We start from the raw sequence: 26689 nt of genomic DNA, 5'->3' as shown, positions 1-26689 counted from the left end.
CGCGGAATGCAGCCGAGCGTGGGCTCGGCTCTACAGGAGGGCTGCGGGAGTCAGACTTCCAGCGAAGCCAGGTCGCCCTTCGACTCCAGCCAGCCCTTGCGGTCGGATGCACGCTTCTTGGCCAGCAGCATGTCCATCAGCGAGCGGGTCTGCTCGCCGTCGTCCACGGTCAGCTGCACCAGGCGGCGGGTGTCGGGGTGGATGGTCGACTCGCGCAGCTGTGGCGGATTCATCTCGCCGAGGCCCTTGAAGCGGGTGACGTTGATCGCACCCTTGATCTTCTCGCGTTCGATCTTGTCCAGCATCGAGCGCTTTTCTTCCTCGTCCAGGGCGTAGAACACTTGCTTGCCCACGTCGATGCGGAACAGCGGCGGCATGGCCACGAACACGTGGCCGGCATCGACCAGCGCCGGGAAGTGCTTGAGGAACAGCGCGGTGAGCAGGGTAGCGATGTGCAGGCCGTCCGAGTCCGCGTCGGCCAGGATGATGACCTTGCCATAGCGCAGGCCGGCAATGTCGTCCTTGCCCGGGTCGCAGCCGATGGCCACGGCCAGGTTGTGCACTTCTTCCGACGCCAGCACGCTGTTGGAGGACACTTCCCAGGTATTGAGGATCTTGCCGCGCAGCGGCAGGATCGCCTGGAAGTCCTTGTCGCGCGCCTGCTTGGCGCTGCCGCCTGCCGAGTCACCCTCCACCAGGAACAGCTCGGTGCGCGACAGGTCCTGGCTGATGCAGTCGGCCAGTTTGCCGGGCAGGGCCGGGCCTTGGGTGACCTTCTTGCGGACGACCAGCTTTTCGGTCTTCAGGCGCGCACTGGCGCGTTCGATGGCGATCTGGGCGATCTTCTCGCCCAGTTCCACGTTCTGGTTCAGCAGCAGGCTGAAGGCATCGTGGGCGGCGCCTTCGATGAAGCCAGCAGCCTGGCGCGAGGACAGGCGTTCCTTGGTCTGGCCGCTGAACTGCGGGTCGGTCATCTTCAGCGACAGCACGAACGACACGCGGTCCCACACGTCTTCCGGGGCCAGCTTGACGCCACGCGGCAGCAGGTTGCGGAAGTCGCAGAACTCGCGCAGCGCCTCGGTCAGGCCGGTACGCAGGCCGTTGACGTGGGTGCCGTGCTGGGCAGTGGGAATCAGGTTGACGTAGCTTTCCTGCACCAGCTCGCCTTCCGGCAGCCAGGCCACGGCCCAGTCAACAATTTCGGTGTCCTTCTTCAGGTTGCCGACGAACAGCTCGGCCGGCAGCATCTCGCGATCGCCCAGTTCCAGCTTCAAGTAATCGCGCAGGCCGTCTTCGTAGTACCAGGTATCGACTTCACCGGTGGCTTCGTCGGTCAGCTTCACGGTCAGGCCCGGGCACAGCACGGCCTTGGCGCGCAGCAGGTGCTTGAGCGCGCGCACCGCGAACTTGGGCGTGTCGAAGTACTTCGGGTCGGGCCAGAAGCGCACGCGGGTACCGGTGTTCTTCTTGCCGACGCTGCCGACCACTTCCAGCGGGGTGGCACGGTCGCCGTTGCGGAAGGTGATGCGGTGTTCGGCACCTTCGCGCTTGATGTGCACTTCCACCAGGGTCGACAGCGCGTTGACCACGCTGACGCCGACGCCGTGCAGGCCGCCGGAGAAAGTGTAGTTGTTGTTGCTGAACTTGCCGCCGGCGTGCAGGCGGGTGAGGATCAGCTCGACGCCCGGGATCTTCTCTTCCGGATGGATGTCCACCGGCATGCCGCGGCCGTCATCGCTGACCTCCACGCTGCCGTCCTTGTACAGGGTGATCTCGATCGAGCGGGCGTGGCCGGCGAGGGCCTCGTCCACCGAGTTGTCGATCACTTCCTGCGCCAGGTGGTTCGGGCGCGCGGTGTCGGTATACATGCCGGGACGGCGCTTGACCGGGTCAAGGCCGGACAGGACTTCAATATCGGCGGCGTTATAACGGGCGTTCATCTGTCTTCGAAAGCTTGGAGCGACGGGCAAGTGTGGGGTCTGGCACGGGATTTTGCACGCCTGCGGTTCAGTCTCGGCGACGCAGAGGGGGTAAAATGGCAGCCGCTGGAATCTGAACGCCGGCGACCCCCGTTGGGTCGAAACATCCAAGCCATACCGCGAGGAGGACCTCATGAAGAAGTTGCTGACCATTGCGATCCTGGCCGCTGCCGCCGTTGCGGTGCCGCTGGTGATGGCGCAGAACGCCGGCCAGCCGGCCCCGCAGCAGGGTGACCAGGCCGACAAGGCGCAGGCCGAGGCCGATGCCAAGGCCAAGCGTCGGGCCCAGGCCAATGCCGAAATGAAGGCGCAGGGCCAGCCGGCCCCGCAGCAGGAAGAGGAAGAGGAAGCGCGCAAGAAGCGCTGATCCCGCAACCTGCCAGGCGCCCTTGCGACAAGGGCTGCGCTCCGGAACGCCCCGCATTGCGGGGCGTTTCTTGTTAGTGGCGTGCCATCTGCCTCTTGGGTTGGCGGCCATCAATCTGTAAACTATGGCTTTCCGGGAGTAAGTGCGTGTCCACCCTTTGCGAATGGGCTGGAGCGGCCAAGCGTGGCTTCCAGCATGGCGGGTCGCAGGTGACGGTCGATTTGACCGGCACGGCCGCCCCGACCTCGCACGGTGGTCCCTGTCCGGCGCCTGCCGCCGCACGGATCCGCACCTCCCTCGCTGTCCCAGCGAACCGGAAAACCCCCTCTGAGCACCATGCCTGCCCTCCGGGCGCGCGTGGTGCTGCCGTTTTCCATTTCCATACAGGATGCTTGCAGCCATGACTCCCTTGATTTTCGTAACCGGCGGCGTGGTGTCCTCGCTCGGCAAAGGCATTGCCGCTGCGTCACTGGCCGCCATTCTCGAAGCCCGTGGCCTGAAGGTCACGATGATGAAGCTCGACCCGTACATCAACGTCGACCCGGGCACCATGAGCCCGTTCCAGCACGGTGAGGTCTACGTCACCGACGACGGCGCCGAGACCGACCTCGACCTGGGCCACTACGAGCGCTTCGTGCGCACCCGCCTGAGCCGCAAGAACTCGGTCACCACCGGCCGCATCTACGAGAACGTGATCCGCAAGGAGCGCCGCGGCGACTACCTGGGCGCGACCGTGCAGGTCATTCCGCACATCACCGATGAAATCCGCCGTTGCATCGACGAAGCCACCGAAGGCTACGACGTGGCGCTGGTCGAGATCGGCGGTACCGTCGGCGACATCGAGTCGCTTCCGTTCCTGGAGGCGATCCGCCAGGTGCGCACCGAGCGTGGCCCGGAGAAGGCGCTGTTCATGCACCTCACCCTGGTGCCGTACATCGGCGCCGCGGGTGAGCTGAAGACCAAGCCGACCCAGCACTCGGTGAAGGAACTGCGCTCGATCGGCATCCAGCCGGACGTGCTGCTGTGCCGCTCCGAACAGGCGGTGCCGGATTCGGAGCGCCGCAAGATCGCCCAGTTCACCAACGTTTCCGAGCGCGCGGTGATCAGCGTGCCGGACGTGGACGTGCTGTACCGCATTCCGTCGGGCCTGCACGCGCAGGGCCTGGACGAAATCGTGGTCAACCAGCTGAAGCTGGCCGACAAGGCCGGTCCGGTCGATCTGTCGATGTGGGAAGACGCGGTCGACGCCACCCTGCACCCGTTGGACGAAGTGACCATCGCCGTAGTCGGCAAGTATGTGGACCATCAGGACGCCTACAAGTCGGTCGGTGAAGCACTCAAGCATGGCGGCCTGCGCCAGCGCACCAAGGTCAACCTGAAGTGGCTGGAAGCACAGGACCTGGAAGGCACCGACATGGCCGCACTGGCCGATGTTGACGGCATCCTGGTGCCGGGTGGCTTCGGTGACCGTGGTTTCGAAGGCAAGGTGCAGACTTCGAAGTTCGCCCGCGAGCAGCACGTGCCGTACTTCGGCATCTGCTACGGCATGCAGGCGGCCGTGGTCGATTACGCGCGCAACGTGGTCGGCCTGGAAGGCGCCAACAGCACCGAGAACGACCGCCAGTCGCCGAACCCGGTGATCGGCCTGATCACCGAATGGCGCACCGCCACCGGCGATGTCGAGAAGCGTGACGACAAGAGCGACCTGGGTGGCACCATGCGCCTGGGCCTGCAGGAGCAGCGCCTGAAGCCGGGCACGCTGGCCCGCGAGCTGTACGGCAAGGACGTGGTCGCCGAGCGCCACCGCCACCGCTACGAGTTCAACAACCGTTACCGCACCCAGCTGGAAGACGCCGGCCTGGTGATCGCCGGCAAGTCGATGGACGACACCCTGGTGGAAGTGGTTGAGCTGCCGCGCGATGCGCACCCGTGGTTCCTGGCCTGCCAGGCGCACCCGGAATTCCTGTCCACGCCGCGTGACGGCCATCCGCTGTTCATCGGTTTCATCCGTGCCGCGCGCGAGCGCAAGGCCGGTGGCAAGCTGCTTTCCGAAGCGCGCGCCTGACTTGTGAATGGGGGCTTCGGTCCCCATCCTGCATGCTTCAACCCCCAGCGCACCGGCCCGGCCGGTGCTGCGGACAACAAGGAAACGCCATGAAACTGTGTGGATTCGAGGTCGGGCTGGACCAGCCCCTGTTCCTGATCGCCGGCCCCTGCGTGATCGAGTCGATGCAGCTGCAGCTTGATACCGCCGGCAAGCTGAAGGAGATCACCGACAAGCTCGGCGTCAACTTCATCTTCAAGTCCAGCTTCGACAAGGCCAATCGCACCTCGGGCACCGCCTTCCGCGGCCCGGGCATGGAAGAAGGCCTGAAGGTCCTGGCCGAAGTGAAGAAGCAGATCGGCGTGCCGGTGCTGACCGACGTCCACGAATACACCCCGATGGACGAAGTGGCCTCGGTGGTGGACGTGCTGCAGACCCCGGCGTTCCTGGTCCGCCAGACCGACTTCATCCGCAAGGTGTGCTCGGCCGGCAAGCCGGTCAACATCAAGAAGGGCCAGTTCCTGGCGCCGTGGGATATGAAGCCGGTCGTGGAGAAGGCCAAGGCCACCGGCAACGAGCAGATCATGGTCTGCGAGCGCGGTGCCAGCTTCGGCTACAACAATCTGGTCAGCGACATGCGTTCGCTGGCGGTGATGCGCGAGACCGGTTGCCCGGTGGTGTTCGACGCCACCCATTCGGTGCAGCTGCCGGGTGGGCAGGGCACCAGTTCCGGTGGCCAGCGTGAGCACGTGCCAGTGCTGGCCCGTGCCGCCGTGGCGGTGGGCATCTCCGGCCTGTTCGCCGAGACCCATCCAGACCCGTCCAAGGCACTGTCCGATGGCCCCAATGCATGGCCGCTGGACCAGATGGAAGCGCTGCTCGAGACCCTGATGGAGCTCGACGCGGTGACCAAGAAGCACGGCTTCTCGCGCTTCGCGTGAGTCGTGACCCGTGGCTGGCGCTGGAAAACCAGCGCCGCCGCCGGCACTGGAAGCAGTGGCCGTGGGGCTTGATCGCACTGGCCCTGGCCGCGCTGTTCACCGTGGGCATGTTCGGGCTGGTGCTGATCGGCGCCGCGTCCGTGCGCCCACCGGGTGATGGCGGCAGCGCGCTCAATCTGCGCGCGTACTTCATTGCGCTGCTGGTTGCAGAGCTGGTCGGCGCCGTGGGATGCGTCGTTGCCGCCGTACTGGCCTGGCGCCTGAACCGTGGCAAGGTGGCCGCCGGGTTGGCGATCATCCTGCTGTCGCTGTGGCTTGGTGCCCTGTTCTACGGGCTGTTCTGATGAATGCGACCCTGGCAACCCGTGATCGGCCCTGGGGCCTGATCGCGCTGGCGCTGGCTGTTCTTGCCTGGGTCGGCCTGGTGGCAGCTGTATTCGCCTTTGCCGCCAGTTTCGGTTCGCCCGGGGATGGCAGCCATGGCATGCAGGCCATGCAGTACTGGATCCTGGCTGCACTGGCCGTGCTCGTGCTGTCCTTCGTTGGCAGCCTGGTGGCGATGGTGATGGCCTGGCGTTGCCGCCGCGGCGGCGTAGTGGCCACCATTGCCGGTGGCCTGCTGGTGGTGATGATGTCGTTGATCCTGATGGTGATCGGGGCCACTCTGGCCTGACGGCGCCCGCGCCATTTGGCAAGTGGCGGGCAGCCGGGGATAATCACGCGGCATTCGTTTTGTCGCCCCCTCTCCAGACAGGTAACCGGCCCGACCATGAGTACGATCCGCAGCATCCACGCCCGTGAAATCCTCGACAGCCGTGGCAACCCCACGCTGGAAGCCGAAGTCATCCTGGAGGACGGTTCGTTCGGTCGTGCCGCGGTTCCCTCCGGCGCCTCGACTGGCACCAAGGAAGCGGTCGAGCTGCGTGACGGCGACAAGACCCGTTACCTGGGCAAGGGCGTGCGCAAGGCCGTCGACAACGTCAACACCACGATTGCCGCCGCGCTGAAGGGCTTCGAGGCCACCGACCAGGCCGGCCTCGACCGTCGCCTGATCGACCTCGATGGCACCGAGAACAAGGGCCGCCTGGGCGCCAACGCACTGCTGGGTGTTTCGATGGCCGCCGCGCACGCCGCCGCCGCATCGAGCAAGCAGGCACTGTGGCAGTATCTGGCCGCCAAGACCGGCGTGAGCCCGTCGCTGCCGGTGCCGATGATGAACATCATCAACGGCGGTGCGCATGCCGACAACAACGTCGACTTCCAGGAGTTCATGGTGCTGCCGGTCGGCTTCACCTCGTTCTCCGAAGCGCTGCGCGCCGGTACCGAAATCTTCCATTCGCTGAAGTCGGTGCTGAAGGGCCACGGCCTGAGCACGGCGGTCGGCGACGAAGGCGGCTTCGCGCCGGACTTCCGCAGCAACGTCGAAGCGCTGGACACCATCCTCGAAGCGATCGGCAAGGCCGGCTACACCGCCGGTGAAGACGTGCTGCTGGGCCTGGACGTGGCTTCCAGCGAGTTCTTCGAGAACGGCAAGTACAACCTGGTCGGCGAGAACAAGCGCCTGACCTCCGAGCAGTTCGTCGACTTCCTCGCCGACTGGGCCGCGCAGTACCCGATCATCACCATTGAAGATGGCCTGGCCGAGAACGACTGGGCCGGCTGGAAGCTGCTGACCGACCGCATCGGCAAGAAGGTGCAGCTGGTCGGCGACGACCTGTTCGTGACCAACCCGAAGATCTTCCAGGAAGGCATCGACTCGGGCACCGCCAACGCGATCCTGATCAAGGTCAACCAGATCGGTACCCTGAGCGAAACCCTGGAAGCGATCGCCATGGCCGATCGCGCCGGCTATGCCGCCGTGGTCTCGCACCGTTCGGGCGAAACCGAAGACACCACCATCGCCGACATCGCCGTGGCCACCACCGCCACCCAGATCAAGACCGGCTCGCTGTGCCGCAGCGATCGCGTGGCCAAGTACAACCAGCTGCTGCGCATCGAGGAAGCCCTCGGCGCCGGCGCGCGTTACGCCGGTCGTGACGCGTTCGTTTCGCTGAAGCGCTGAGCCGATGCGCGACTGGCGCTGGATGCTGCTGGTGCTGGCCCTGCTGCTGGGCTGGCTGCAGTACCGCTTCTGGTTCGGTCCGGGCAATTCGGGTGAAGTGATGATGCTCGAAGCCCAGGTCGCCAACCAGGAGCGGGACAATGAGGGCCTGCAGCAGCGCAATGATGCGCTGGCTGCCGAAGTGAAGGACCTCAAGGAAGGCCAGTCCGCCATCGAGGAACGCGCGCGAAGCGAGCTGGGCATGATCAAGCCTGGCGAAAAGTTCTACCGCGTGGTCGAGGATGCGCCGGTGCATCCGGCGCAGCCTGCGGCGAGCGTCAGCGCGCAGGTCGGCGAGCACCCGGCGGACGTGCCATGAGTGCGGCGATCTGGGTCGTGGTTCCGGCTGCTGGCCGTGGCACCCGCTTCGGCGCGCCGTTGCCCAAGCAGTACCTGCAGGCAGGTGGACAGATCCTGCTCGCCCATACCCTGGACGCCCTGCTGGCGCACCCGGCTGTGGCCGGTGCGATGGTGGTGATCGGCCAGGACGACGCCGACTGGCCGGGCTGGAACGAGTGGGCGGGCAAGCCGGTGCTGACCTGTGTCGGGGGGGCGACCCGTGCAGCCTCGGTGCTGGCCGGGTTGCAGGCGCTGCCGGAGTCGGTGCGCGCCGATGAGTTCGTGCTGGTACATGACGCAGCCCGACCGAACCTGTCCCTGGCCGATCTCGGCCGCCTGCTTGAAGTCGGCCGTGCCGACCCGGTTGGCGCGATCCTGGCCGCCCCGGTGCGCGACACCCTCAAGCGTGCGGGTGACGACGGTGGCATCGACGGCACCGAGCCGCGCGAGCGCCTGTGGCGCGCACTGACCCCGCAGCTGTTCCGTCGCCATCAGCTCAGCCGCGCGCTGTCCGAAGCTGCCGCCGCCGGTGTTGAAGTCACCGACGAGGCCATGGCCATGGAGCGCCAGGGCCAGCGCCCGCTGCTGGTGGAAGGCAGCGAGGACAACTTCAAGGTCACCACCCCGGCCGATCTGGACCGGTTCGAATTCGTACTTTCCCGCCGCGCCAGCTGATTGCCCGCGCGGCCCTGCTGCAAGGGTTGCATCCATGAGCACCGCACCGTTCCCGCCCGTCCGCATCGGCCAGGGCTATGACGTCCATGCCTTCGGTGAAGGCGATCACATCATGCTCGGTGGCGTGAACGTACCGCACAGCTGCGGCGTGCTCGCACACAGCGACGGCGACGTGATCCTGCACGCTCTGTGCGACGCGATGCTGGGCGCACTGGCGCTGGGTGACATCGGCCAGCATTTCCCGCCAAGCGACAGCCGCTGGAAGGGCGCCGACAGCAGTGATTTCGTGCGCCACTGCGACAGCCTGGTACGTGAGCGTGGCTGGCGTGTCGGCAACACCGACATCACCGTGATCTGCGAGCGGCCCAAGGTTGGCCCGCATGCGCTGGCCATGCGTGAGCGCATCGGCGAGCTGCTGCAGTTGCCGCTGGATGCGGTCAGCGTCAAGGCCACCACCTCGGAAAAGCTGGGCTTCACCGGCCGTGGTGAAGGCATCGCCGCGCAGGCCGTGGTGCTGCTGGTGGCCGCATGATTCCCCTGCCGCTTGCATTCGGTGCGCCATTGCTCACGGCGCGCATCCGCACCACGCCGGACGATTTCCAGGTGGACGAACTGCCGGCCTTCGAGGCCACCGGCGAAGGTGAGCACCTGCTGCTGCACATCCGCAAGCGCGGCGCCAACACCGTGCATGTGGCCAAGGTGCTGGCCAAGTGGGCCGGCCTGCCGGAAATGGCGGTCAGCTACGCCGGCATGAAGGATCGTCACGCGGTCACCACCCAGCGTTTCAGCGTGCACCTGCCCAAGCGCATTGCGCCGGACCTGGCCGAGTTGGCCAGTGATGAGATCGAAGTGCTCGAAGCGACTTGGCATAACCGCAAGCTGCAGCGTGGCGCACTGGCCGGCAACCGCTTCAGGCTGGTGCTGCGTGAAGTGCAGGGCGATGCCGCCGCGATCAGCGAACGCCTGCAGCAGATTGCCGAGCGCGGCCTGCCGAACTGGTTCGGCGAACAGCGCTTTGGCCGCGACGGCGGCAACGTGCCGGCGGCACTGGCGATGTTCGGTGGCCGCCGCATGCGCAACGATCAGCGTTCGCTGCTGCTCTCAGCCGCGCGTTCGGCGCTGTTCAACCGCGTGCTGGCCGCACGCGTGGAGCAGGGCAGCTGGGATCAGCCGCTGGACGGTGAAGTGTGGATGCTCGATGGCAGCCGCAGCGTGTTCGGACCCGAGCCGTACACCGACGTGCTGGCCGAGCGCCTGGCGCGTTTCGACATCCATCCCAGCGCGCCGCTGTGGGGCGAAGGCGAGCTGCGCAGCACCGATGCGGCACGCGAGCTGGAGCTGGCCGCGCTGGACGACGAAGAGTCGAAGGCACTGCGGGCCGGCCTGGAAGACGCGCGCCTGAAGCAGGAGCGCCGCGCGCTGCGCCTGCGCCCGGCGCTGCTGCAGCACCAATGGCTGGCCGGTGACGTGCTGGAGTTGTCGTTCGCGCTGCCGCCGGGCTGCTACGCCACCGCCGTGCTGCACGAGCTCGGCCCGGTCGAAGACGCCTCGCAGGCCTGACAGAAAAAGGGGACGGAGGCGAAGAGCATCCACGCATGGCGTGGATCTACTTTCCTCCGCTCACCACAGTAGATCCACGCCATGCGTGGATGCGTTACCTCACCGCCGTGCCAGCAGCACCAGTACCGCGCCGGTACCGCCTTGCCCGGTTGGCGCCGAGTGGAACGCCAGCACATCGTTGCGCAGCCGCAGCAGGCGGTCGACCAGGTTCTTCAGTACCGGCGCACCGCCATCGGACTGCAATCCTTTGCCGTGGATGATGCGCACGCAGCCATAGTCGTGTGCATGCGCTTCCAGCAGGAACTGGCGCAGCAGCGTCTCCGCCTGCGACGCGGTGGCGCCGTGCAGGTCCAGTTCGTCCTGCACCGAGTACTGGCCACGCTTCAGCCGCTGGAACAGGCGAGGTGGCAGGTTGTCGCGGCGATAGCTGGCCACGTCGCCGGCTTCCAGCGGCGTGCTGTCGCGCAGCAGCCGGGCGAACTCGCCGGCGGCTTCGGCCTCGTCACGTTCGGCCATGCGCGCGCGCGGCTTCGGCCGGGGCGCAGCCGGTGCCGGCTCGGCATCCTTGCGCAGCGGCGTCACTTCGCCGATGGCCGCACGGAACAATGCGGCCGGGTCTTCGTCTTCAGGGTGCGACATGCGCACAGGGTAAACCGCCGGCGCAGGTCTGCCTATGACGGTTCGATGTCGGCCGTGACCGCAGGCAGGGTAGGACCGGCGGCTCGCATGCGGCACAATAGACGATGCCCTTGCAGGGTCGACGGCTTCCGCAGGGGAGTACGACGGTCCCGCCCACACTGCACGGTGATGGAATCGAATTCTTGGAAAATCAAGCGGTTAAATCGAAGATGCGAATCCTGGTCAGTAACGACGATGGCGTCGACGCCGCAGGCATCCGGATGCTTGCTTCGGTGTTGCGCGAGGCCGGACACGAAGTCACGGTGGTGGCACCCGACCGCGATCGCTCCGGCGCCAGCAACTCGCTGACCCTGGACCTGCCGATCCGCCTCAAGCGCATCGACCATTACACCGTCTCGGTGGCCGGCACCCCGACCGACTGCGTGCACCTTGCGCTGACCGGGCTGCTCGAGTTCGAACCCGACATTGTCGTGTCCGGCATCAACAATGCCGCCAACCTCGGCGATGACGTGATCTATTCCGGCACCGTCTCGGCGGCGATGGAAGGTCGCTTCCTCGGCCTGCCGGCGGTGGCGGTCTCGCTGGTTACCCGCAACCATGATCCGAAGCACTTCGAGACCGCCGCGCGCGCCGCGGTGGAGATCGTCGCCCGGCTCAAGGCCGATCCGTTGCCGGCTGACACCATCCTCAACGTCAACGTGCCGGACCTGCCGTGGAGCGAGGTCAAGGGCTTCGAGGTCACCCGCCTGGGGAACCGCCATCGCGCCGAAGGCTGCATCGCGCAGAAGGACCCGCGCGGCAACGAGGTGTACTGGATCGGCCCGGCCGGTCGTGAGCAGGACTCCGGTCCCGGCACCGACTTCCATGCGGTGCGCACCGGCCACATCTCGATCACTCCGATCCAGGTCGACCTGACCCGCTACCAGGCACTGGAGAAGGTGGCCAGCTGGGTTGGCGGCCTCAGTGCGGCGCTGGACCAGCCGGCATGAGCCCACGCCTGCGCCTGCAACCGGAAGCCGTCGGTATCGGCATGACCTCGCAGCGCGTGCGTGACCGCCTGGTCGATCGCCTTCGCGAAGCCGGGATCGTCGACGAGCCGACCTTGAACGCGATCCGGGTGGTGCCGCGCCATCTGTTCATCGACGAGGCACTGGCCTCGCGCGCGTATGAAGACACCGCGCTGCCGATCGGCCACGGCCAGACCATCTCGCAACCCTGGGTGGTCGCGCGGATGACCGAGGCGGTGCTCCAGGTCGCGCCGAAGCGGGTGCTGGAAGTCGGCACCGGTTCCGGTTACCAGGCCGCCATCCTCGGTGCGCTGGGCCTGGAGGTCTACACCGTGGAGCGCATCGGCGATCTGCTGCGCCAGGCCCGCAAGCGCTTCCGTGCGCTGGGCATGAACATCCGCACCAAGCATGACGACGGCCGCGTCGGTTGGGCCGAGCACGGTCCGTTCGACGCCATCGTGGTCACTGCGGCGGCGCCGGCACTGGTCGACGCCCTGATCGAGCAGCTCGCCGAGGGCGGCCGCCTGGTGGCGCCGGTCGGTGGCCCAGGGGCGCAGTCGCTGGTACAGCTGGACCGCAAGGCCGACGGCAGCATCGAACAACACGTGTTGGCGCCGGTCACGTTCGTGCCGCTGCTGTCTGGCATGCTCGACTAATCCACGGAGCAGGGTTGCATGAAGATTTTCGGGCCGCTGTACGAGCGGGCGATGAAGTGGGCGGCGCACGAGCGCGCGCCGACCTACCTGACGGTGTTGAGCTTCTTCGAGGCGATCATCTTCCCGGTGATGCCGGAGGTGATGCTGGCGCCGATGTGCGTGGCCCAGCCCAAGCGCGGCTGGTGGTTCGCCACCCTCAGCCTGGCCGGCTCGATGGTCGGCGCGCTGGTTGGCTATGCACTGGGTCATTACGCCTTCGAGGCGATCAAGCCGCTGTTCGAAGCGCTGGGCATGCTGCCGGCGATCGAGCAGGGCATCATCACCGTGCAGGCGAAGATGGCCGAGTCGCCCTGGGCGGTGTTCACCTTCCTGGTGCTGGGCGGATTCATGCCCATCCCGATGAAGGTCTTCACGTGGGCATCGGGTATCGTCGGCGTACCGATGCCGCAGTACCTGCTGAGCATGCTGATCGGTCGCGGCAAGCGCGTGTTCGTGCTGGCTGCGGTCATCCGTATCGGTGGTGCGCGTGCCGAAGCGGCACTGCGTCGCTGGATTGAACCGCTGGGCTGGATCGCCACCGCGCTGGTGGTGGTGCTGATCGCCTGGCTTGTATGGAGGTCGAAGTTCGCATGAATCCTGATCGTCTGAGCAAGGGAGTGCGCATCGGCGCGCTGGCGTTGCTGGTTTCCACACTGGCCGCCTGCGGTACCGCCACCGTGGTCCGCCCGGGCGGCGGCAACGCTGGTGGCGTGACCACGCCGAAGACCTCGGTGCCCAAGCCCGGGCAGACCGTGGTGGTGCGCAAGGGCGACACCATCTATGCGCTGGCCCGCATCCATGACATCACCCCGGCCGACCTGATTGCCTGGAATCGTCTGGACAACCCGTCGACCATCTACCCCGGCCAGGTGATCCGCCTGTATCCGCAGGGGGCCACCAGCGGCCGTGCGCCGACCACGGTGGTCACCCCGCCGCGTTCGGCTGGCAGCAGTGGCGGCAGCACCGCGCCGGCCCCGGCGCCGGTCGGGCCGGTCAAGAGCAACATCGCCTGGCGCTGGCCAGCCGATGGCGCGATCGTCGGCCGCTACGTGGCCGGTGACGCGACCAAGCAGGGCGTAGACATCGCCGGCACCAGCGGCCAGCCGGTCAAGGCAACCGCCAACGGAGTGGTGGTGTACTCCGGTGCCGGCCTGGTCGGCTACGGCGAACTGATCATCATCAAGCACAGCGACCAGTGGCTGTCCGCCTATGGTCACAACCGCAAGCGCCTGGTCAATGAAGGGCAGAGCGTGAAGGCTGGCGAGCAGATCGCCGAAATGGGCCGCACCGGTGCGAACCGCGACATGGTCCACTTCGAGATTCGCTACAACGGCAAGCCGGTCGACCCGCAGCAGTATCTGCCGGCACGCTGATCACCGTGTGATCGGGTAGCGCCGGGTCACGCCCGGCGGCTTTCCGCGCCGCGACGCGGCGCCGCCCGAGCATGGGCTCGGGCGCTACAGAGTAGGTGTGATCCAGGGCACCGCCGGGCCATGCCCGGCGACGCCACGTCAGCCTTCGAGAATGAAGGCGGCGGCGACCTTGCGGCCTTCGCCGGCCAGGATGTTGAAGGTGCGCGCGGCGGCCGGATTGTTCATCACTTCCAGGCCGATGCCGCGTGACAGGCAGGCGGCCATCACCACCGCCGGCGGGAACACCTGGCGGTCACCGGTGCCGAGCACGATCAGCGCCGGGTTCAGCGCCAGGATCGGCTCCAGGTCGGCCAGCTGCAGTTCGGTGGCCTGCTTCACCGGCCAGCGCTCGACCAGCTGGTCCGGGGTCAGGAAGAAGCTGCTGCCCAGCACCAGCTCGTTGACCCGGGCCGAGCGGCCATCGGCGGCGCGCAGGCTGTAGGCGTAATCCGGCGGTTCGTGGTTCAGCTGCATGGCAGTAGGGCGATCAGCCGCGCGGCAGCACGATCTGTCGCTGTTCCTTGCTCGGGCGGTACAGCACGGCGACGTGGCCGATGCGCTGCACCAGCGCGCTTTCGGTGGCTTCGACGATCTCGCCGATCATCACGTCACGGGCGTCGCGGTCTTCGGCAGCGACCTTCACCTTGACCAGCTCGTGGCGCTCCAGCACTTCGTTCAGCTCAGCGATGAAGGCCGGGGTCACACCCTTGCCGCCGGTCTGCAGCAGGGCCTTCAGGTCGTGGGCTTGGCCGCGCAGGAAACGGGTCTGGGAAGCGGTCAGGGCGATGGACATGCAGGAAAACACGGTTGAATGGGGCGATCAGGGTATCATGAGGACCCCATCAGCCCCTATTTTCAATGGCTACCCGCAGCAAAAGCAGCCAGCGCTGGCTCAAGGAACACTTCTCCGACCCCTTCGTGAAGAAGGCCCAGGCCGAAGGCATGCGTTCGCGCGCCGCCTACAAGCTCGAAGAGCTGCTGGAACGTGACCGGTTGCTGAAGCCGCACATGGTGGTGGTCGACCTCGGCGCGGCCCCGGGCGGCTGGTCTCAGCAGGTTCGGAGACAGATCGGCGACACCGGCCGCGTGCTGGCCCTGGACATCCTGGACATGCCGCCGCTGGCCGGCGTCGAGTTCCTTCATGGTGACTTCAGGGAAGAAGCCGTTCTATCACAGTTTGAAGCCATGCTCGGGGATCAGCCGGTAGACCTTGTGCTGTCGGACATGGCCCCCAATAAGAGTGGTGTGGGCGCGGTCGACCAGCCGCGGATGATGCACCTGGCGGAGCTGGCCCTGGATTTTGCCGACAACCACCTGAAAACCGGTGGGGCATTCCTGATCAAGCTGTTCCAGGGCGAGGGCTTTGACGACTACGTGCGCGACATGCGCCGCCGGTACGACAAAGTCTCCATCCGCAAGCCGGAAGCCTCGCGCAAGCGCTCTCCCGAGGTGTATGCCTTGGGTCAGGGAAAACGCGCCCACATGAAGTAAGCTCGCAACGTACGCAAGTTCGACCCCAACGCAACGCCAGCACTGAGAGGAACACCGGAGCCAATGAGGATGAACGACTTGACCAAGAACCTCCTGCTATGGGTGGTCGTCGCCGTCGTGCTGATGGTGGTCTTCCAGAGCTTCTCGCCCAAGTCCTCCGGGGCCGGGGCGCAGGGCGCGTCGTATTCGCAGTTCCTGGACCAGGTGGACAGCGGCAACGTGCAGAAGGTCGCCTTCGGCGGCGACATGCGCGGCGGCACCAGCCAGCTGACCTACACCACCCGCGGTGGGCAGTCGTCCACCATCACCGCGCCGTTCGATCGTGACCTGATCAACGTGCTGCGCACCAAGAACGTGGAGATCGTGCAGGAGGAGCCGTCCAGCGGCATCTCCCTCGGCGCGATCCTGATGAATTTCCTGCCGGTCATCCTGATCATCGGCTTCTGGTTGTTCATCATGCGCCAGATGCAGGGCGGTGGCGGCGGTGCCAAGGGCGCGATGTCCTTCGGCAAGTCGCGCGCCAAGCTGCAGGGCGAAGACCAGATCAAGGTCACCTTCGCCGACGTCGCCGGCTGCGACGAGGCCAAGGAAGAAGTGGGTGAACTGGTCGACTTCCTGCGCGACCCGTCCAAGTTCACCAAGCTGGGCGGCAAGATTCCGCGCGGCGTGCTGATGGTGGGCCCGCCGGGTACCGGCAAGACGCTGCTGGCCAAGGCCATCGCCGGCGAAGCCAAGGTGCCGTTCTTCTCGATCTCCGGTTCGGACTTCGTTGAAATGTTCGTCGGCGTCGGCGCCAGCCGCGTGCGCGACATGTTCGAGCAGGCCAAGAAGCACGCGCCGTGCATCATCTTCATCGACGAAATCGACGCCGTCGGTCGCCACCGTGGCGCCGGCCTGGGCGGCGGTCACGACGAGCGCGAGCAGACCCTGAACCAGCTGCTGGTCGAGATGGACGGGTTTGAAGGCGGAGAAGGCGTGATCGTGATCGCCGCGACCAACCGTCCGGACGTGCTGGACCCGGCGCTGCTGCGCCCGGGCCGTTTCGACCGCCAGGTCGTGGTCGGCCTGCCGGACGTGAAGGGCCGCGAGCACATCCTGAAGGTCCACATGCGCAAGCTGCCCCTGGCCGACGATGTCGAGCCGATGGTGATCGCGCGCGGTACCCCGGGCTTCTCCGGCGCCGACCTGGCCAACCTCTGCAACGAGGCCGCCCTGTTCGCTGCGCGTGGCAACGAGAAGGAAGTCCGCATGGACCACTTCGACCGTGCCCGCGACAAGATCCTGATGGGTGCCGAGCGCCGCTCGATGGCCATGAGCGAAGAAGAGAAGACGCTCACCGCCTACCACGAGGCCGGTCACGCCATCGTCGGCCGCCTGGTGCCCGAGCACGACCCGGTCTACAAGGTCACCATCATTCCGCGCGGCCGTGCGCTGGGTGTGACCATGTACCTGCCGGAAGGCGACAAGTATTCGATGAACCGCGTGGCGATCAAGTCGCAGCTGTGCTCGCTGTATGGTGGTCGCGTCGCCGAGGAGCTGATCTTCGGTGCCGACAAGGTCACCACGGGCGCCTCCAACGACATCGAACGCGCCACCAAGATGGCTCGCAACATGGTCACCAAGTGGGGCCTGTCCGACCAGCTCGGCCCGATCGCCTATGGCGAAGAGGATGACGAGGTGTTCCTGGGCCGTTCGGTCACCCAGCACAAGAGCGTGTCCAACGACACCGCGCGCCGCATCGATGAGGAAGTGCGCAAGATCCTCGACGAAGCCTACGCGCGCACCACCGAGCTGATGACGGCCAACCTGGACAAGTTGCACGCGATGTCCCAGCTGCTGCTGCAGTACGAGACCATCGACGCGCCGCAGATCGACGCCATCATGGAAGGCCGCGATCCGCCGCCGCCGGCCGGCTGGAGCAAGTCGAACAAGGATGGTGGCAACGACAAGGGCGGCGACGCCCGCCCGCTGCCGCCGATCGCGGGCCCGGCCGAATCGCACTGACGGCCCGCTACGCGTGACACCAGACGAGGCCGGGGCAACCCGGCTTCGTCGTTTCCGGGCTACCGGCCCATTCCGAAGAACCGAACTGACGCTGGAGCCCGCATGTCCGCCCCGAAGCCCGAACCGATTTCCCACACCGCCGAAATGGTCATCGCCACCGTGGTCGGCGTGGGTGTGGGCCTGGGGGCCGACAATCTGCTGCTGGGCTGCGTGGTGGGTATCGCCGTTGGCATCGTGCTGAGCATCGCCAGGACCCTGTACGTGGATCGCAAGCGCCGCCGCCGTTGAGGGGTATCGGCAGGGCTGCGCCCTGCACCCGCGGTAGTGCCGGCCGCTGGCCGGCAACCTCAGCAGCAACAGCAACAGCAACATTCCGTGGTTTGGCGGGGCGGTGTCGGAGGGCGGGGACGCCGTGAACCCGTCCATGGGGGCTTGGCAGCCGCATCCATGCGGCTGACACCCCGCCCTCCGACACCGCCCCACCTCTGACAGATTTCTGCTGCTGTTGGTGGGTGTCGACCTTGGTCGACACGGTAGATCCACGCCATGCGTGGATCAATCTCCATCGAATTCGAATTTCTCGAGAATTGAACGAAGAGCATCCACGCATGGCGTGGATCTACTGAAGATCGCGGAAGACTGTCGAAGGCGGGGTGGGTCCGGTTGCGGGAGTGTCCGCGGCATGGATGCCGCGGCCAAGCCCCCATGGACGGGTTCACGGCGTCTCCCGCAGCCGGACCCACCCCGCCTACCCTCAGGAAACCAGCTTCTGCTGTTGCTTGGGCTTTTGCTGTGGCCGTTGCCTCGGCGGGTGCAGGGCGCCGCCCTGCCGAACTAAACTACCTTTCGTTGTCCCAGCAGGATTGCCCATGTTCGATACCTCGCCCCAGCTCGACTGCGCCGGCCGCATCCTGCGCCTCGACCGTGCCCAGGTCATGGGCATCGTCAACGTCACCCCGGACTCGTTCTCCGATGGCGGCGCGCACGACACCACCGAGGCGGCCGTCGCCCACGGTCTGAAGCTGGTCGAGGAGGGCGCCGACCTGCTCGACATCGGCGGCGAATCGACCCGCCCGGGCGCTGCGCCGGTGTCGATCGAGGATGAGCTGCGCCGGGTGATTCCGGTGATCGAGCAGCTGGCCGCCCGCACCCAGGTGCCGATCAGCATCGACACCTTCAAGCCGGAGGTGATGCGCGCGGCGGTGGCCGCTGGCGCCGGCATGATCAACGACATCTTCGGCCTGCGTCAGGACGGGGCGCTGGACGCCGCCGCTGCAACCGGCGTGCCGGTGGTGCTGATGCACATGCAGGGCGAACCGGGCCACATGCAGGCAGATCCACACTACGGCGACGTGGTCGCCGAGGTGCACGGTTTCCTGGTGCAGCGCCTGTTCGCCGCCGAGATGGCGGGCATTGCGAAGAAGAACCTGCTGATCGACCTCGGTTTCGGCTTCGGCAAGAGCACCGCCCACAACATGACCCTGCTGGCGCGCTCGGAACGCTTCCTGGAACTGGGCGTGCCGATGTTGGCTGGCCTGTCGCGCAAACGCAGCCTGGGCGAACTGACCGGCCGCGATACGCCATCCGAACGGGTGGCGGCTTCGGTAGCCGCACATCTGATCGCGGTGCAGCGCGGCGCACGCATCGTGCGCGTGCATGACGTGGCCGCCACCGTCGATGCGCTGAAGATCTGGCAGGCAGTCGAGGCTGTGCCAACGCCGCGCGCCGACGCCACGCCGACGATCCGCTGGCCGGACGAAGACTGATGGGCATCGACCGGCGGCCACTGGCGATCGCCGTGATGGGGCCGACCGCCAGTGGCAAGACCGCCACCGCGATCGCCCTTGCGAAGCAGCTGGATGGCGAGATCGTCAGCGTCGATTCGGCGCTGGTCTACCGGCATCTGGATATCGGCTCGGCCAAGCCGGATGCGGCCGAGCGTGCGCAGGCGCCGCACCATCTGCTGGACCTGCGCGATCCGTGGCAGACCTATTCGGCGGCCGAGTTCGCGGCCGATGCCAGCCGGGTCGTGGCCGACATCGTGGCGCGTGGCAAAACGCCGATCCTGGCAGGTGGTACGGGGCTGTACTTCCGGTCCCTGCTGCAGGGCCTGTCGCCGATGCCGGAGGCTGACCCGGTAATGCGCGAGGCGCTCAGCGCCGAGGCGGCCGAGCGTGGTTGGGCGGCACTGCATGCGGAGCTGGCCGAGGTCGATCCGGCAGCGGCCGCGCGCATCCATGCCACCGACCCGCAACGCATCCAGCGGGCGCTGGAAGTCTACCGCCTGACCGGTACCCCCATCACCGAATGGCAGCGTCGGCCGGGCGTGGCGCCGTTGCCGGTACGCACCCTCAAACTGATCCTGGCCCCGCGTGACCGCGCCGTCCTGCACCAGCGCATCGAGGCCCGCTTCGACGCCATGCTGGCGCAGGGCTTCCTGGACGAGGTGCGGGCACTGCGTGCAATGCCGGAAATGGCCGCCGTGACGGCGCCGCTGGACCTGCCGGCGGTGCGTGCGGTCGGCTACCGCCAAGCCTGGGAATACCTCGACGGCGAGGGCGATGCCGCCCGTTTCCGTGACAAGGCGATCTTCGCCACCCGCCAGCTGGCCAAGCGCCAGCTGACCTGGCTGCGTGGCGAGCTTGATGCGCGCTGGTTCGACCCCCATATGGACAGGGAGCGCCTGGCCGGCGCGGTGTCGACCTTCGTCGCACGCTGAACCCCCGCCAGCCGTGTAACATCATCGGTCGGCGGGCGGCTCGGGGGCCGTGGCAACCGTCGGCAACCCAATAAGAACAATAATCAGGAGTGTGCAATGTCCAAGGGGCAATCGCTGCAGGATCCTTTCTTGAACGCACTGCGGCGCGAACGCGTGCCGGTTTCGGTGTACCTGGTCAACGGCATCAAGCTGCAGGGCACAATCGAGTCGTTCGACCAGTTCGTGGTCCTGCTGCGCAACACGGTCAGTCAGATGGTCTACAAGCACGCCATTTCCACGGTCGTTCCGGCACGCAACGTGAAGGTCGGTCCGGGCGGTGGTTACGTGCAGTCGGGTGAAGGTGGTCAGGCAGGTGATGAAGCAGACGAGTAATACCGGAGCGGTGAATGTTTGACCGCTCGAAAAAGGGCGAACACGCCCTGTTGATCCAGCCCCATTTCGGCAAGCTGGAAGACGATGTGCTGGAAGAATTCGGTGATCTGGCCCGCTCGGCTGGGGCCAGCATTGCCGCGACGATCACCGCGCGCCTGGACCGTCCGAATCCGTCGACCCTGATCGGCAGCGGCAAGCTGGACGAGATCAAGGCGGCGGCCGACGCCAGTGGTGCCGACCTGGTCCTGGTCAACCATGCGTTGAGCCCGGGCCAGGAGCGCAACCTGGAACGGTTCCTAGAGCGCCGGGTGATCGACCGTACCGGCCTGATCCTGGACATCTTTGCCCAGCGTGCGCACAGCCACGAGGGCAAGCTGCAAGTCGAGCTGGCGCAGCTGCGTCACCTGGCCACGCGGCTGGTGCGCGGCTGGACCCACCTGGAGCGCCAGCGCGGCGGTTCGATCGGCCTGCGCGGCCCGGGTGAAACCCAGTTGGAAACCGACCGGCGCCTGCTGCAGAAGCGGGTCGAGCAGCTGCAGAAGCGCCTGGAAAAGGTCGAGGTGCAGCGTACCCAGATGCGCCGTGCGCGTGTGCGCAGCGAGCTGCCGCGCGTGGCCCTGGTGGGCTACACCAACGCTGGCAAGTCGACCCTGTTCAACGCCATGACCGGCGCCGAGGCCTATGCCGCCGACCAGCTGTTCGCCACGCTGGACCCGACCGTGCGCCGCATTGCGGTGCCGGGTGGCAACGTGGTGCTGGCCGACACCGTTGGTTTCGTCCGCGACCTGCCGCATGACCTGGTCGCCGCGTTCCGCTCGACGCTGTCGGAGGCACGCGAGGCCGATTTCCTGCTGCACGTGGTCGACGCCGCCGATCCGCACCGCGAGGAGCGCATCGCCCAGGTGGACGAGGTACTGACCGCAGTCGGTGCCGGTGATCTGCCGCAGTTGCTGGTGCTCAACAAGATCGACCGCATTGAAGGCGCCGACGTCCGTCACGACGGCCAGGACGGTATCCCGGACGAGTCGCGCCGCGAGCGGGTGTGGATTTCCGCGCGTGACGGGCAGGGCCTGGACCTGCTGCAGGCGGTGCTGGGCAAGCGCCTGGGACTGCAGCACGTCACCGGCGAACTGCGCCTGCCGCCGGATGCGGGCCGCCTGCGCGCGCGCCTGCACCAGCTGGAAGTGATCCGCAGTGAGCAGGCCGACGAGGAAGGCTGGCTGCTGCAGGTCGACCTGCCGATCGCCGAAGCCGAAAAGCTGGCCGCCAGTGCCGACGGCGCACCGATCCGGGCGCTGCTGCCGGAGAAGCTGCCGGAGTGGTGAGGCGGCGCCGGGCCATGCTCGGCGACTGCTATCGCGGCGGCGCGCGACATCAGCCTGTCATCTGCGGTACAACGTCCAGGCTCTTCATCCCACCGTCATGCCGATGTCCATCCCCACCGACGCTGAACTCAACGCCCAGTCCGCCGCGCTCGGGCAGCGCCTGCAGCAGGCCTCGCTGCAGCTGGTGACCGCTGAAAGCTGCAGTGGTGGCTGGATCGCCAAGTGCATGACCGACATTGCCGGTTCCTCGGCGTTCTTCGACTGCGGCATGGTGGTCTACAGCTACGAGGCCAAGCAGCGCCTGCTGGGCGTACGCGCGCAGACCCTGGAGCAGTTCGGCGCGGTCAGCCGCGAAACCGTGCTGGAAATGGTGTCCGGTGCCCTGGTCAACTCCGGCGCCGGTATCGCCGTCGCGGTGACCGGGATCGCCGGCCCCGGCGGCGGCAGCCCGGACAAGCCGGTCGGCAGCGTCTGGATCGGCTGGAAGCGCCGTGGCGGCTACGCCCGCGCTGAGCTGTTCCAGTTTGATGGTGACCGCGAAGCCATCCGCCGGCAAACCGTGGCGGCGGCATTGCGCGGTATCGACGCCCAGCTGTGACATGCTGCTCCGGTAATCGTCCGGAGTACGCATGATGTGGGAAACGCTGGGCACGGTCCGTGACCTGGGCCGACTGCAGGAAATCGCCGTTGTCCTGATCCGCTATGGCTTCGGCGACGTGGTGCGGCGCATCGGCCTGGCCACCACGCTGGAGCGGGCAGGGCGCCTGCTGCACTGGAACGAGGACCGCCAGGAGCTGCTGCGGATGACCGCACCGGTGCGCGTGCGCAGCGCGATGCAGGATCTCGGCCCGACCTTCGTCAAGCTCGGCCAGGTGCTGGCGACGCGCGTCGACCTGCTGCCACCGGAATGGATCGCCGAGCTGTCCGAACTACAGAACGCGGTACCTGCGCTGCCGTATGCGGACATCCGCGAGCAGCTCGAAGCCGATCTTGGTGCGTCTCCGCAGGACGTGTTCGCGTTCCTCGACGAAACCCCGATGGCGGCCGCCTCGCTGGCGCAGGCCCATCGTGCGCGCCTGCATGACGGTCGCGAGGTGGTGCTGAAGGTACGGCGCCCCGGCATCCGCGATGTGGTCGAGGCCGACCTGCGGTTGCTGGCCCGCCTGGCCGAGATCGTCGAGGCCCGGCTGCCGGATCTGCGACGTTACCGCCCGGCCGAAGTCGTGCAGCAGTTCACCGTGTCGCTGCGCCGCGAGTTGGATTTCGCCGCCGAATGCCGCAATGCCGAGCGCATCGCGCGCAACTTCAATGGTCGTGATGACATCCTGATTCCCCGCGTGCACTGGCAGTGGACCTGCGAAAGCCTCAACGTGCAGGACTTCGTCGACGGCATTCCAGGGCGTGACCTGGCCGGTGTCGATGCGGCTGGACTGGACCGCCGCGAACTGGCGCGACGCGGTGCCGACATCGTGTTGAAGATGGTGCTGGAGGACGGCAGCTTCCATGCCGACCCGCACCCGGGCAACATCATCTACCTGCGTGACGGCCGCATCGGCGTGATCGATTTCGGCATGGTCGGCGCCTTGTCGGAAGTGCGGCGTTTCCAGGTGGCTCAGCTGCTGCACGGGCTGGTCGAGCAGGACCCGCAGGGCGTGGCCGACGTGCTGCTGGACTGGGCCGGCGGTGTCGAGGTGGACGAGAACCGGCTGCAGCACGACATCAGCCAGTTCGTCGACCAGTATCGTGGCGTGCCGCTGAAGGACCTGCGCATCGGCCTGATGCTGGGCGACATCACCCAGCTGCTGCGCAGCTACAGCCTGACCCTGCCGGCTGACCTGGCGTTGATGATCAAGGCGTTCCTGACCCTGGAAGGGATGGGGCGGCAGCTGGACCCGGATTTCGACATGGCCAGCGCCGCGCGCCCGTTCCTGGAGCGGGTGGTGCTGCAGCGCTATGCCCCCAAGGCGCTGCTCAAGCGTGGCCGACGCAGCCTGCTGGGCCTGGTCGACTTCGCCGGCGAACTACCGCGCGACCTGCGCAAGCTGGTACAGGCAGCGCGCCGTGGGCGCCTGCAGCTGAAGGTGGAAACCACCGCACTGCAGGGCTTTGGCGAACAGGTGAACCGGGCCGCGAACCGGCTGGTGATGGGCATCGTCACTGCTGCGCTGATCATCGGCTCGTCGATCGTGATGCACAGCGTCGGCGGCGTCTCCAGCCGCTGGCTGCTGGCGTTGGGGGTCTGCGGCTTCATCGGCGCCGGCTTCTGCGGTGTGTGGATCCTGTTCTCGATCTGGAGAAGCGGCAAGCACAACTAGTGTGCTTGCCGCAGCGATTCCTTGCGGGAACCGCGGAATCGCGCAGCAATTGCTGTAGAGCAGAGCCATGCTCGGCTGCTCTTGCCCAGCCCAGCCATTCGCCACATTGCCGAGCACGGCTCGGTACTACAGATGTCGCCGTGTCGTCTCCGGCACTTGCAGTCCTGTGAGTTAGTAGTAATACTACTAATCATGGACCTGACCGACACCCAGCAGGCGATCCTGCAGTTGATCGCCGAGCGTATCGAGAGCGAAGGCGCACCGCCGTCGCAGACTGAAATCGCACGTGCGTTCGGCTTCAAGGGCGTGCGCGCGGCCCAGTACCACCTGGAGGCCCTGGAGCAGGCCGGTGCGATCCGTCGCATCCCGGGCCAGGCCCGCGGCATCCGGCTGGTGCAGGCGCCGCCGGTCGAGAAACTGGCCGAGCCAGGCCTGCCCGACAGCGTGCTGCGCCTGCCGGTGCTCGGCCGGGTTGCGGCGGGCCTGCCGATCGGCGCCGATATCGGCTCGGACGATTTCGTGGTGCTGGACCGGGTGTTCTTCTCGCCAGCGCCGGACTACCTGCTGAAGGTGCAGGGCGATTCGATGATCGACGAGGGCATCTTCGACGGTGACCTGATCGGCGTGCACCGCACCCGCGACGCCCATTCCGGGCAGATCGTGGTGGCCCGCATCGATGACGAGATCACCGTCAAGCTGCTGAAGATCGCCAAGGATCGTATCCGCCTGCTGCCGCGCAACCCCGACTACAAGCCGATCGAGGTGCAGCCGGACCAGGACTTCTCGATCGAAGGCCTCTATTGCGGCCTGTTGCGACCCAACCGTTGACCCGTTCCATAGCGCATTACCCCGCGGTCTTTTGTGGCGATTCTCTGGTTCCACTGAGGTTGGTACGGATGTCCGATAATTCTTTTCAGAGCGCCGGGCAGAATCTCAGCCTGTGCGATACGTCCGACTTAAAGTGAGCCCATGGCAAAGAAGACCCCCAAAGACAGCACCTCCAACGACACGACCTCTGCAAGGACCCAACCGATGGACGAGAACAAGAAGCGCGCCCTCGCTGCAGCTCTGGGCCAGATCGAAAAGCAGTTCGGCAAGGGCTCGGTGATGCGCATGGGCGACCGCGTGGTCGAGCCCGTCGAAGCCATCCCGACCGGTTCGCTGATGCTCGACATCGCACTGGGCATCGGCGGTCTGCCGAAGGGCCGTGTCGTCGAGATCTACGGGCCGGAATCCTCGGGCAAGACCACGCTGACCCTGCAGGCCATCGCCGAATGCCAGAAGATGGGCGGCACCGCGGCCTTCATCGACGCCGAGCACGCGCTGGACCCGATCTACGCCGCCAAGCTGGGCGTGAACGTGGACGACCTGCTGCTGTCGCAGCCGGATACCGGTGAGCAGGCGCTGGAAATCGCCGACATGCTGGTCCGCTCGGGTTCGGTCGATATCCTGGTGATCGACTCGGTCGCCGCACTGACCCCGAAGGCCGAAATCGAAGGCGAGATGGGCGATCAGCTGCCGGGCCTGCAGGCCCGCCTGATGAGCCAGGCGTTGCGCAAGCTGACCGGCAACATCAAGCGCTCCAACACTCTGGTGGTCTTCATCAACCAGCTGCGCATGAAGATCGGTGTGATGATGCCGGGCCAGAGCCCGGAAACCACCACCGGCGGCAACGCGCTGAAGTTCTATGCCTCGGTGCGCCTGGACATCCGCCGTATCGGCGCGATCAAGAAGGGCGACGAGATCATCGGCAACCAGACCAAGATCAAGGTCGTCAAGAACAAGCTGGCGCCTCCGTTCAAGCAGGTCATCACCGAGATCCTGTACGGCGAGGGCATCAGCCGCGAGGGCGAGCTGATCGACATGGGTGTGGATGCCAAGCTGGTCGAGAAGGCCGGTGCCTGGTACAGCTACGGCGAAGAACGCATCGGCCAAGGCAAGGACAACGCCCGCGGTTACCTGCGCGACAACCCGACAGTTGCTGCGAAGCTCGAAGCCGAGCTGCGCGAGAAGTTCCAGCCGACCGAAGCCAGCCGTGAGGAAGGCGACGACGAAGGCGACGACGAGTAAAGCTTGCTGTGGGGCAGGGCGGCGCCGTCAGTGACGTCGCCCTGTCCCGCAGGTTCGAATCGCCCAGGGATGGGCGGGGCGCCACGGATGGCGCCACCCTTGGAGTACGCATGTCCGACGCCGACGACATTCCCAACGGTCGCAAACGCCGGCCGCGTGAGCAGACCCCCGTGCAACGGGCGCTGGGCCTGCTGGTTCGCCGCGAGCACTCGCGCAAGGAACTCACCCGCAAGCTGACCGCACGCGGCATCGAAGACGATGCGGCGCAGGCGGCTGTCGCCAAGCTCACCGAGGCCGGCTGGCAGGACGACACCCGTTTTGCCGAAAATCTGGTGCGGATGCGTGCCAACACCGGCTATGGGCCGATCCATGTCCGAGCCGAGCTGGGGACCCACGGCCTGGACAGTGCCGCGATTGCCGCGGCGATGGACAGCTACGAAGGCGACTGGCAGGAAAACGCCCGTGACCTGGTCCGCCGACGCTTTGGCGAGGCCGGCCCGCAGGACCTGACGCAGCGGCGCAAGGCCGCCGATCTGCTGGCCCGACGCGGCTTCGACGGCGACAGCATCCGCCGTGCGACCCGCTACGACCCGGATGACTGAGACTGGCGGCGCCGGGCCTGATACCCTTTAGG

30 protein-coding genes are annotated in these 26689 nt (G+C 66.7%); 26 read left to right on the top strand and 4 right to left on the bottom strand.

From position 1 onward, the window contains the following. Positions 1 to 50: 50 nt before the first annotated feature. Positions 51 to 1940: a DNA topoisomerase IV subunit B gene (gene parE, locus RI032_RS01415; protein WP_019338185.1), complete on the bottom strand. Its 1890-nt coding sequence runs from the start codon at positions 1938 to 1940 to the stop codon at positions 51 to 53. A 172-nt stretch (positions 1941 to 2112) separates the two neighbouring features. On the opposite strand from parE, the gene RI032_RS01410 reads away from it, so the two are divergent. The 10 genes from RI032_RS01410 (at position 2113) to truD (ending at position 10006) form a co-directional block, all read left to right on the top strand. Beyond that, positions 2113 to 2346 (top strand): hypothetical protein, encoded by a 234-nt coding sequence (locus tag RI032_RS01410; RefSeq protein ID WP_010485998.1) that lies wholly within the window; start codon positions 2113 to 2115, stop codon positions 2344 to 2346. Between the two features lie 400 nt (positions 2347 to 2746). Further along, positions 2747 to 4411 (top strand): CTP synthase, encoded by a 1665-nt coding sequence (pyrG, locus tag RI032_RS01405; protein WP_019338186.1) that lies wholly within the window; start codon positions 2747 to 2749, stop codon positions 4409 to 4411. An 89-nt stretch (positions 4412 to 4500) separates the two neighbouring features. Then, positions 4501 to 5331 (top strand): 3-deoxy-8-phosphooctulonate synthase, encoded by an 831-nt coding sequence (kdsA, locus tag RI032_RS01400; RefSeq protein ID WP_010485995.1) that lies wholly within the window; start codon positions 4501 to 4503, stop codon positions 5329 to 5331. Continuing rightward, positions 5328 to 5675 carry a hypothetical protein gene (locus tag RI032_RS01395; protein ID WP_322547743.1) on the top strand — a complete coding sequence of 116 codons (348 nt, stop codon included), beginning with the start codon at positions 5328 to 5330 and terminating at the stop codon, positions 5673 to 5675. The genes kdsA and RI032_RS01395 overlap by 4 nt, the downstream gene beginning before the upstream one ends. Beyond that, the gene (locus tag RI032_RS01390; RefSeq protein WP_322547742.1) at positions 5675 to 6004 is read left to right on the top strand and encodes a hypothetical protein; all 330 of its coding nucleotides are present in this window, start codon (positions 5675 to 5677) and stop codon (positions 6002 to 6004) included. Before RI032_RS01395 ends, RI032_RS01390 begins: the two co-directional genes overlap by 1 nt. A gap of 96 nt (positions 6005 to 6100) precedes the next feature. Then, positions 6101 to 7393, top strand: a complete 1293-nt coding sequence (gene eno / locus RI032_RS01385; protein WP_019338190.1) for a phosphopyruvate hydratase — start codon at positions 6101 to 6103, stop codon at positions 7391 to 7393. Between the two features lie 4 nt (positions 7394 to 7397). Continuing rightward, a complete protein-coding gene (gene ftsB, locus RI032_RS01380; RefSeq protein ID WP_019338191.1) occupies positions 7398 to 7751 on the top strand; it encodes a cell division protein FtsB in 354 nt (117 codons plus the stop codon). Next, on the top strand, positions 7748 to 8446 hold the full coding sequence (gene ispD, locus RI032_RS01375) for a 2-C-methyl-D-erythritol 4-phosphate cytidylyltransferase (RefSeq protein WP_010485984.1): 699 nt from the start codon (positions 7748 to 7750) through the stop codon (positions 8444 to 8446). The genes ftsB and ispD overlap by 4 nt, the downstream gene beginning before the upstream one ends. 34 nt (positions 8447 to 8480) lie before the next feature. Continuing rightward, positions 8481 to 8978 carry a 2-C-methyl-D-erythritol 2,4-cyclodiphosphate synthase gene (ispF, locus tag RI032_RS01370; RefSeq protein WP_322547741.1) on the top strand — a complete coding sequence of 166 codons (498 nt, stop codon included), beginning with the start codon at positions 8481 to 8483 and terminating at the stop codon, positions 8976 to 8978. Continuing rightward, positions 8975 to 10006: a tRNA pseudouridine(13) synthase TruD gene (truD, locus tag RI032_RS01365; RefSeq protein ID WP_322547740.1), complete on the top strand. Its 1032-nt coding sequence runs from the start codon at positions 8975 to 8977 to the stop codon at positions 10004 to 10006. The genes ispF and truD overlap by 4 nt, the downstream gene beginning before the upstream one ends. Before the next feature lie 99 nt (positions 10007 to 10105). On the opposite strand, the gene RI032_RS01360 is transcribed toward truD, so the two are convergent. Beyond that, on the bottom strand, positions 10106 to 10645 hold the full coding sequence (locus tag RI032_RS01360) for a Smr/MutS family protein (RefSeq protein ID WP_010485980.1): 540 nt from the start codon (positions 10643 to 10645) through the stop codon (positions 10106 to 10108). A 209-nt stretch (positions 10646 to 10854) separates the two neighbouring features. On the opposite strand from RI032_RS01360, the gene surE reads away from it, so the two are divergent. The 4 genes from surE to RI032_RS01340 are packed head-to-tail and all read left to right on the top strand — an operon-like array spanning position 10855 to position 13720. Continuing rightward, positions 10855 to 11634, top strand: coding sequence for a 5'/3'-nucleotidase SurE (surE, locus tag RI032_RS01355; protein WP_010485979.1), 780 nt, complete (start codon positions 10855 to 10857; stop codon positions 11632 to 11634). Further along, entirely contained in the window at positions 11631 to 12308 is a 678-nt protein-coding gene (locus RI032_RS01350) for a protein-L-isoaspartate(D-aspartate) O-methyltransferase (protein ID WP_010485977.1), read from the top strand. Before surE ends, RI032_RS01350 begins: the two co-directional genes overlap by 4 nt. Positions 12309 to 12326: 18 nt before the next feature. Beyond that, positions 12327 to 12941, top strand: a complete 615-nt coding sequence (locus RI032_RS01345; protein ID WP_043402113.1) for a YqaA family protein — start codon at positions 12327 to 12329, stop codon at positions 12939 to 12941. Then, positions 12938 to 13720: a peptidoglycan DD-metalloendopeptidase family protein gene (locus RI032_RS01340; protein ID WP_005416034.1), complete on the top strand. Its 783-nt coding sequence runs from the start codon at positions 12938 to 12940 to the stop codon at positions 13718 to 13720. The genes RI032_RS01345 and RI032_RS01340 overlap by 4 nt, the downstream gene beginning before the upstream one ends. A gap of 138 nt (positions 13721 to 13858) precedes the next feature. Here the strand turns inward: RI032_RS01340 and RI032_RS01335 are convergent, their stop codons facing one another. Together RI032_RS01335 and yhbY are read right to left on the bottom strand one after the other, a co-directional pair. Further along, positions 13859 to 14233, bottom strand: a complete 375-nt coding sequence (locus RI032_RS01335; protein ID WP_010485970.1) for an Mth938-like domain-containing protein — start codon at positions 14231 to 14233, stop codon at positions 13859 to 13861. 13 nt (positions 14234 to 14246) lie between these two features. After that, positions 14247 to 14552 (bottom strand): ribosome assembly RNA-binding protein YhbY, encoded by a 306-nt coding sequence (gene yhbY / locus RI032_RS01330; RefSeq protein ID WP_004152868.1) that lies wholly within the window; start codon positions 14550 to 14552, stop codon positions 14247 to 14249. Between the two features lie 65 nt (positions 14553 to 14617). Between yhbY and rlmE the strand changes: the two genes are divergently transcribed. The 12 genes from rlmE (at position 14618) to recX (ending at position 26657) form a co-directional block, all read left to right on the top strand. Next, positions 14618 to 15250, top strand: a complete 633-nt coding sequence (gene rlmE / locus RI032_RS01325) for a 23S rRNA (uridine(2552)-2'-O)-methyltransferase RlmE (protein WP_005409014.1) — start codon at positions 14618 to 14620, stop codon at positions 15248 to 15250. Positions 15251 to 15319: 69 nt separating this feature from the next. Continuing rightward, positions 15320 to 17254 carry an ATP-dependent zinc metalloprotease FtsH gene (ftsH, locus tag RI032_RS01320; protein ID WP_057502978.1) on the top strand — a complete coding sequence of 645 codons (1935 nt, stop codon included), beginning with the start codon at positions 15320 to 15322 and terminating at the stop codon, positions 17252 to 17254. Positions 17255 to 17356: 102 nt separating this feature from the next. Next, positions 17357 to 17542 (top strand): hypothetical protein, encoded by a 186-nt coding sequence (locus RI032_RS01315; RefSeq protein WP_005416039.1) that lies wholly within the window; start codon positions 17357 to 17359, stop codon positions 17540 to 17542. A gap of 581 nt (positions 17543 to 18123) precedes the next feature. After that, positions 18124 to 19020, top strand: coding sequence for a dihydropteroate synthase (gene folP, locus RI032_RS01310; protein WP_322547739.1), 897 nt, complete (start codon positions 18124 to 18126; stop codon positions 19018 to 19020). Next, positions 19020 to 19973: a tRNA (adenosine(37)-N6)-dimethylallyltransferase MiaA gene (gene miaA / locus RI032_RS01305; RefSeq protein ID WP_260364342.1), complete on the top strand. Its 954-nt coding sequence runs from the start codon at positions 19020 to 19022 to the stop codon at positions 19971 to 19973. Before folP ends, miaA begins: the two co-directional genes overlap by 1 nt. Positions 19974 to 20069: 96 nt before the next feature. Beyond that, on the top strand, positions 20070 to 20345 hold the full coding sequence (gene hfq / locus RI032_RS01300; protein ID WP_004152891.1) for an RNA chaperone Hfq: 276 nt from the start codon (positions 20070 to 20072) through the stop codon (positions 20343 to 20345). Positions 20346 to 20359: 14 nt separating this feature from the next. After that, positions 20360 to 21670, top strand: coding sequence for a ribosome rescue GTPase HflX (hflX, locus tag RI032_RS01295; RefSeq protein ID WP_322547738.1), 1311 nt, complete (start codon positions 20360 to 20362; stop codon positions 21668 to 21670). 103 nt (positions 21671 to 21773) lie between these two features. Next, positions 21774 to 22268 carry a CinA family protein gene (locus tag RI032_RS01290; protein WP_010484249.1) on the top strand — a complete coding sequence of 165 codons (495 nt, stop codon included), beginning with the start codon at positions 21774 to 21776 and terminating at the stop codon, positions 22266 to 22268. A 34-nt stretch (positions 22269 to 22302) separates the two neighbouring features. Beyond that, entirely contained in the window at positions 22303 to 23985 is a 1683-nt protein-coding gene (gene ubiB / locus RI032_RS01285; protein WP_010484250.1) for a 2-polyprenylphenol 6-hydroxylase, read from the top strand. A gap of 192 nt (positions 23986 to 24177) precedes the next feature. Next, complete coding sequence (lexA, locus tag RI032_RS01280) at positions 24178 to 24813, top strand: transcriptional repressor LexA (RefSeq protein ID WP_010484251.1); 636 nt, start codon at positions 24178 to 24180, stop codon at positions 24811 to 24813. A 204-nt stretch (positions 24814 to 25017) separates the two neighbouring features. Continuing rightward, positions 25018 to 26055: a recombinase RecA gene (gene recA / locus RI032_RS01275; RefSeq protein ID WP_010484252.1), complete on the top strand. Its 1038-nt coding sequence runs from the start codon at positions 25018 to 25020 to the stop codon at positions 26053 to 26055. Between the two features lie 110 nt (positions 26056 to 26165). After that, on the top strand, positions 26166 to 26657 hold the full coding sequence (gene recX / locus RI032_RS01270; RefSeq protein WP_049412637.1) for a recombination regulator RecX: 492 nt from the start codon (positions 26166 to 26168) through the stop codon (positions 26655 to 26657). The last annotated feature ends 32 nt before the right edge of the window (positions 26658 to 26689 follow it).

The organism is Stenotrophomonas geniculata, from assembly GCF_034508895.1.
Taxonomy (GTDB): Bacteria; Pseudomonadota; Gammaproteobacteria; order Xanthomonadales; family Xanthomonadaceae; genus Stenotrophomonas; species Stenotrophomonas geniculata.
The sequence above is the reverse complement of the archived record's forward strand: the minus strand, read 5'-3'. Positions and strand labels throughout refer to the sequence as shown.

Excerpts from the sequence above, each read along its gene's own strand:
- ftsH (WP_057502978.1), top strand. The coding sequence starts at position 15,320 with ATGAACGACTTGACCAAGAACCTCCTGCTATGGGTGGTCGTCGCCGTC.
- ispD (WP_010485984.1), top strand. The coding sequence starts at position 7,748 with ATGAGTGCGGCGATCTGGGTCGTGGTTCCGGCTGCTGGCCGTGGCACC.
- RI032_RS01410 (WP_010485998.1), top strand. The coding sequence starts at position 2,113 with ATGAAGAAGTTGCTGACCATTGCGATCCTGGCCGCTGCCGCCGTTGCG.
- parE (WP_019338185.1), bottom strand. The coding sequence starts at position 1,940 with ATGAACGCCCGTTATAACGCCGCCGATATTGAAGTCCTGTCCGGCCTT.
- RI032_RS01360 (WP_010485980.1), bottom strand. The coding sequence starts at position 10,645 with ATGTCGCACCCTGAAGACGAAGACCCGGCCGCATTGTTCCGTGCGGCC.
- truD (WP_322547740.1), top strand. The coding sequence starts at position 8,975 with ATGATTCCCCTGCCGCTTGCATTCGGTGCGCCATTGCTCACGGCGCGC.
- ftsB (WP_019338191.1), top strand. The coding sequence starts at position 7,398 with ATGCGCGACTGGCGCTGGATGCTGCTGGTGCTGGCCCTGCTGCTGGGC.
- RI032_RS01390 (WP_322547742.1), top strand. The coding sequence starts at position 5,675 with ATGAATGCGACCCTGGCAACCCGTGATCGGCCCTGGGGCCTGATCGCG.
- RI032_RS01290 (WP_010484249.1), top strand. The coding sequence starts at position 21,774 with ATGTCCATCCCCACCGACGCTGAACTCAACGCCCAGTCCGCCGCGCTC.
- eno (WP_019338190.1), top strand. The coding sequence starts at position 6,101 with ATGAGTACGATCCGCAGCATCCACGCCCGTGAAATCCTCGACAGCCGT.
- surE (WP_010485979.1), top strand. The coding sequence starts at position 10,855 with ATGCGAATCCTGGTCAGTAACGACGATGGCGTCGACGCCGCAGGCATC.
- folP (WP_322547739.1), top strand. The coding sequence starts at position 18,124 with ATGTTCGATACCTCGCCCCAGCTCGACTGCGCCGGCCGCATCCTGCGC.
- ubiB (WP_010484250.1), top strand. The coding sequence starts at position 22,303 with ATGTGGGAAACGCTGGGCACGGTCCGTGACCTGGGCCGACTGCAGGAA.
- miaA (WP_260364342.1), top strand. The coding sequence starts at position 19,020 with ATGGGCATCGACCGGCGGCCACTGGCGATCGCCGTGATGGGGCCGACC.
- recA (WP_010484252.1), top strand. The coding sequence starts at position 25,018 with ATGGACGAGAACAAGAAGCGCGCCCTCGCTGCAGCTCTGGGCCAGATC.
- yhbY (WP_004152868.1), bottom strand. The coding sequence starts at position 14,552 with ATGTCCATCGCCCTGACCGCTTCCCAGACCCGTTTCCTGCGCGGCCAA.
- lexA (WP_010484251.1), top strand. The coding sequence starts at position 24,178 with ATGGACCTGACCGACACCCAGCAGGCGATCCTGCAGTTGATCGCCGAG.
- hfq (WP_004152891.1), top strand. The coding sequence starts at position 20,070 with ATGTCCAAGGGGCAATCGCTGCAGGATCCTTTCTTGAACGCACTGCGG.
- RI032_RS01350 (WP_010485977.1), top strand. The coding sequence starts at position 11,631 with ATGAGCCCACGCCTGCGCCTGCAACCGGAAGCCGTCGGTATCGGCATG.
- hflX (WP_322547738.1), top strand. The coding sequence starts at position 20,360 with ATGTTTGACCGCTCGAAAAAGGGCGAACACGCCCTGTTGATCCAGCCC.
- rlmE (WP_005409014.1), top strand. The coding sequence starts at position 14,618 with ATGGCTACCCGCAGCAAAAGCAGCCAGCGCTGGCTCAAGGAACACTTC.
- recX (WP_049412637.1), top strand. The coding sequence starts at position 26,166 with ATGTCCGACGCCGACGACATTCCCAACGGTCGCAAACGCCGGCCGCGT.
- RI032_RS01315 (WP_005416039.1), top strand. The coding sequence starts at position 17,357 with ATGTCCGCCCCGAAGCCCGAACCGATTTCCCACACCGCCGAAATGGTC.
- RI032_RS01335 (WP_010485970.1), bottom strand. The coding sequence starts at position 14,233 with ATGCAGCTGAACCACGAACCGCCGGATTACGCCTACAGCCTGCGCGCC.
- ispF (WP_322547741.1), top strand. The coding sequence starts at position 8,481 with ATGAGCACCGCACCGTTCCCGCCCGTCCGCATCGGCCAGGGCTATGAC.
- RI032_RS01340 (WP_005416034.1), top strand. The coding sequence starts at position 12,938 with ATGAATCCTGATCGTCTGAGCAAGGGAGTGCGCATCGGCGCGCTGGCG.
- RI032_RS01345 (WP_043402113.1), top strand. The coding sequence starts at position 12,327 with ATGAAGATTTTCGGGCCGCTGTACGAGCGGGCGATGAAGTGGGCGGCG.
- kdsA (WP_010485995.1), top strand. The coding sequence starts at position 4,501 with ATGAAACTGTGTGGATTCGAGGTCGGGCTGGACCAGCCCCTGTTCCTG.
- pyrG (WP_019338186.1), top strand. The coding sequence starts at position 2,747 with ATGACTCCCTTGATTTTCGTAACCGGCGGCGTGGTGTCCTCGCTCGGC.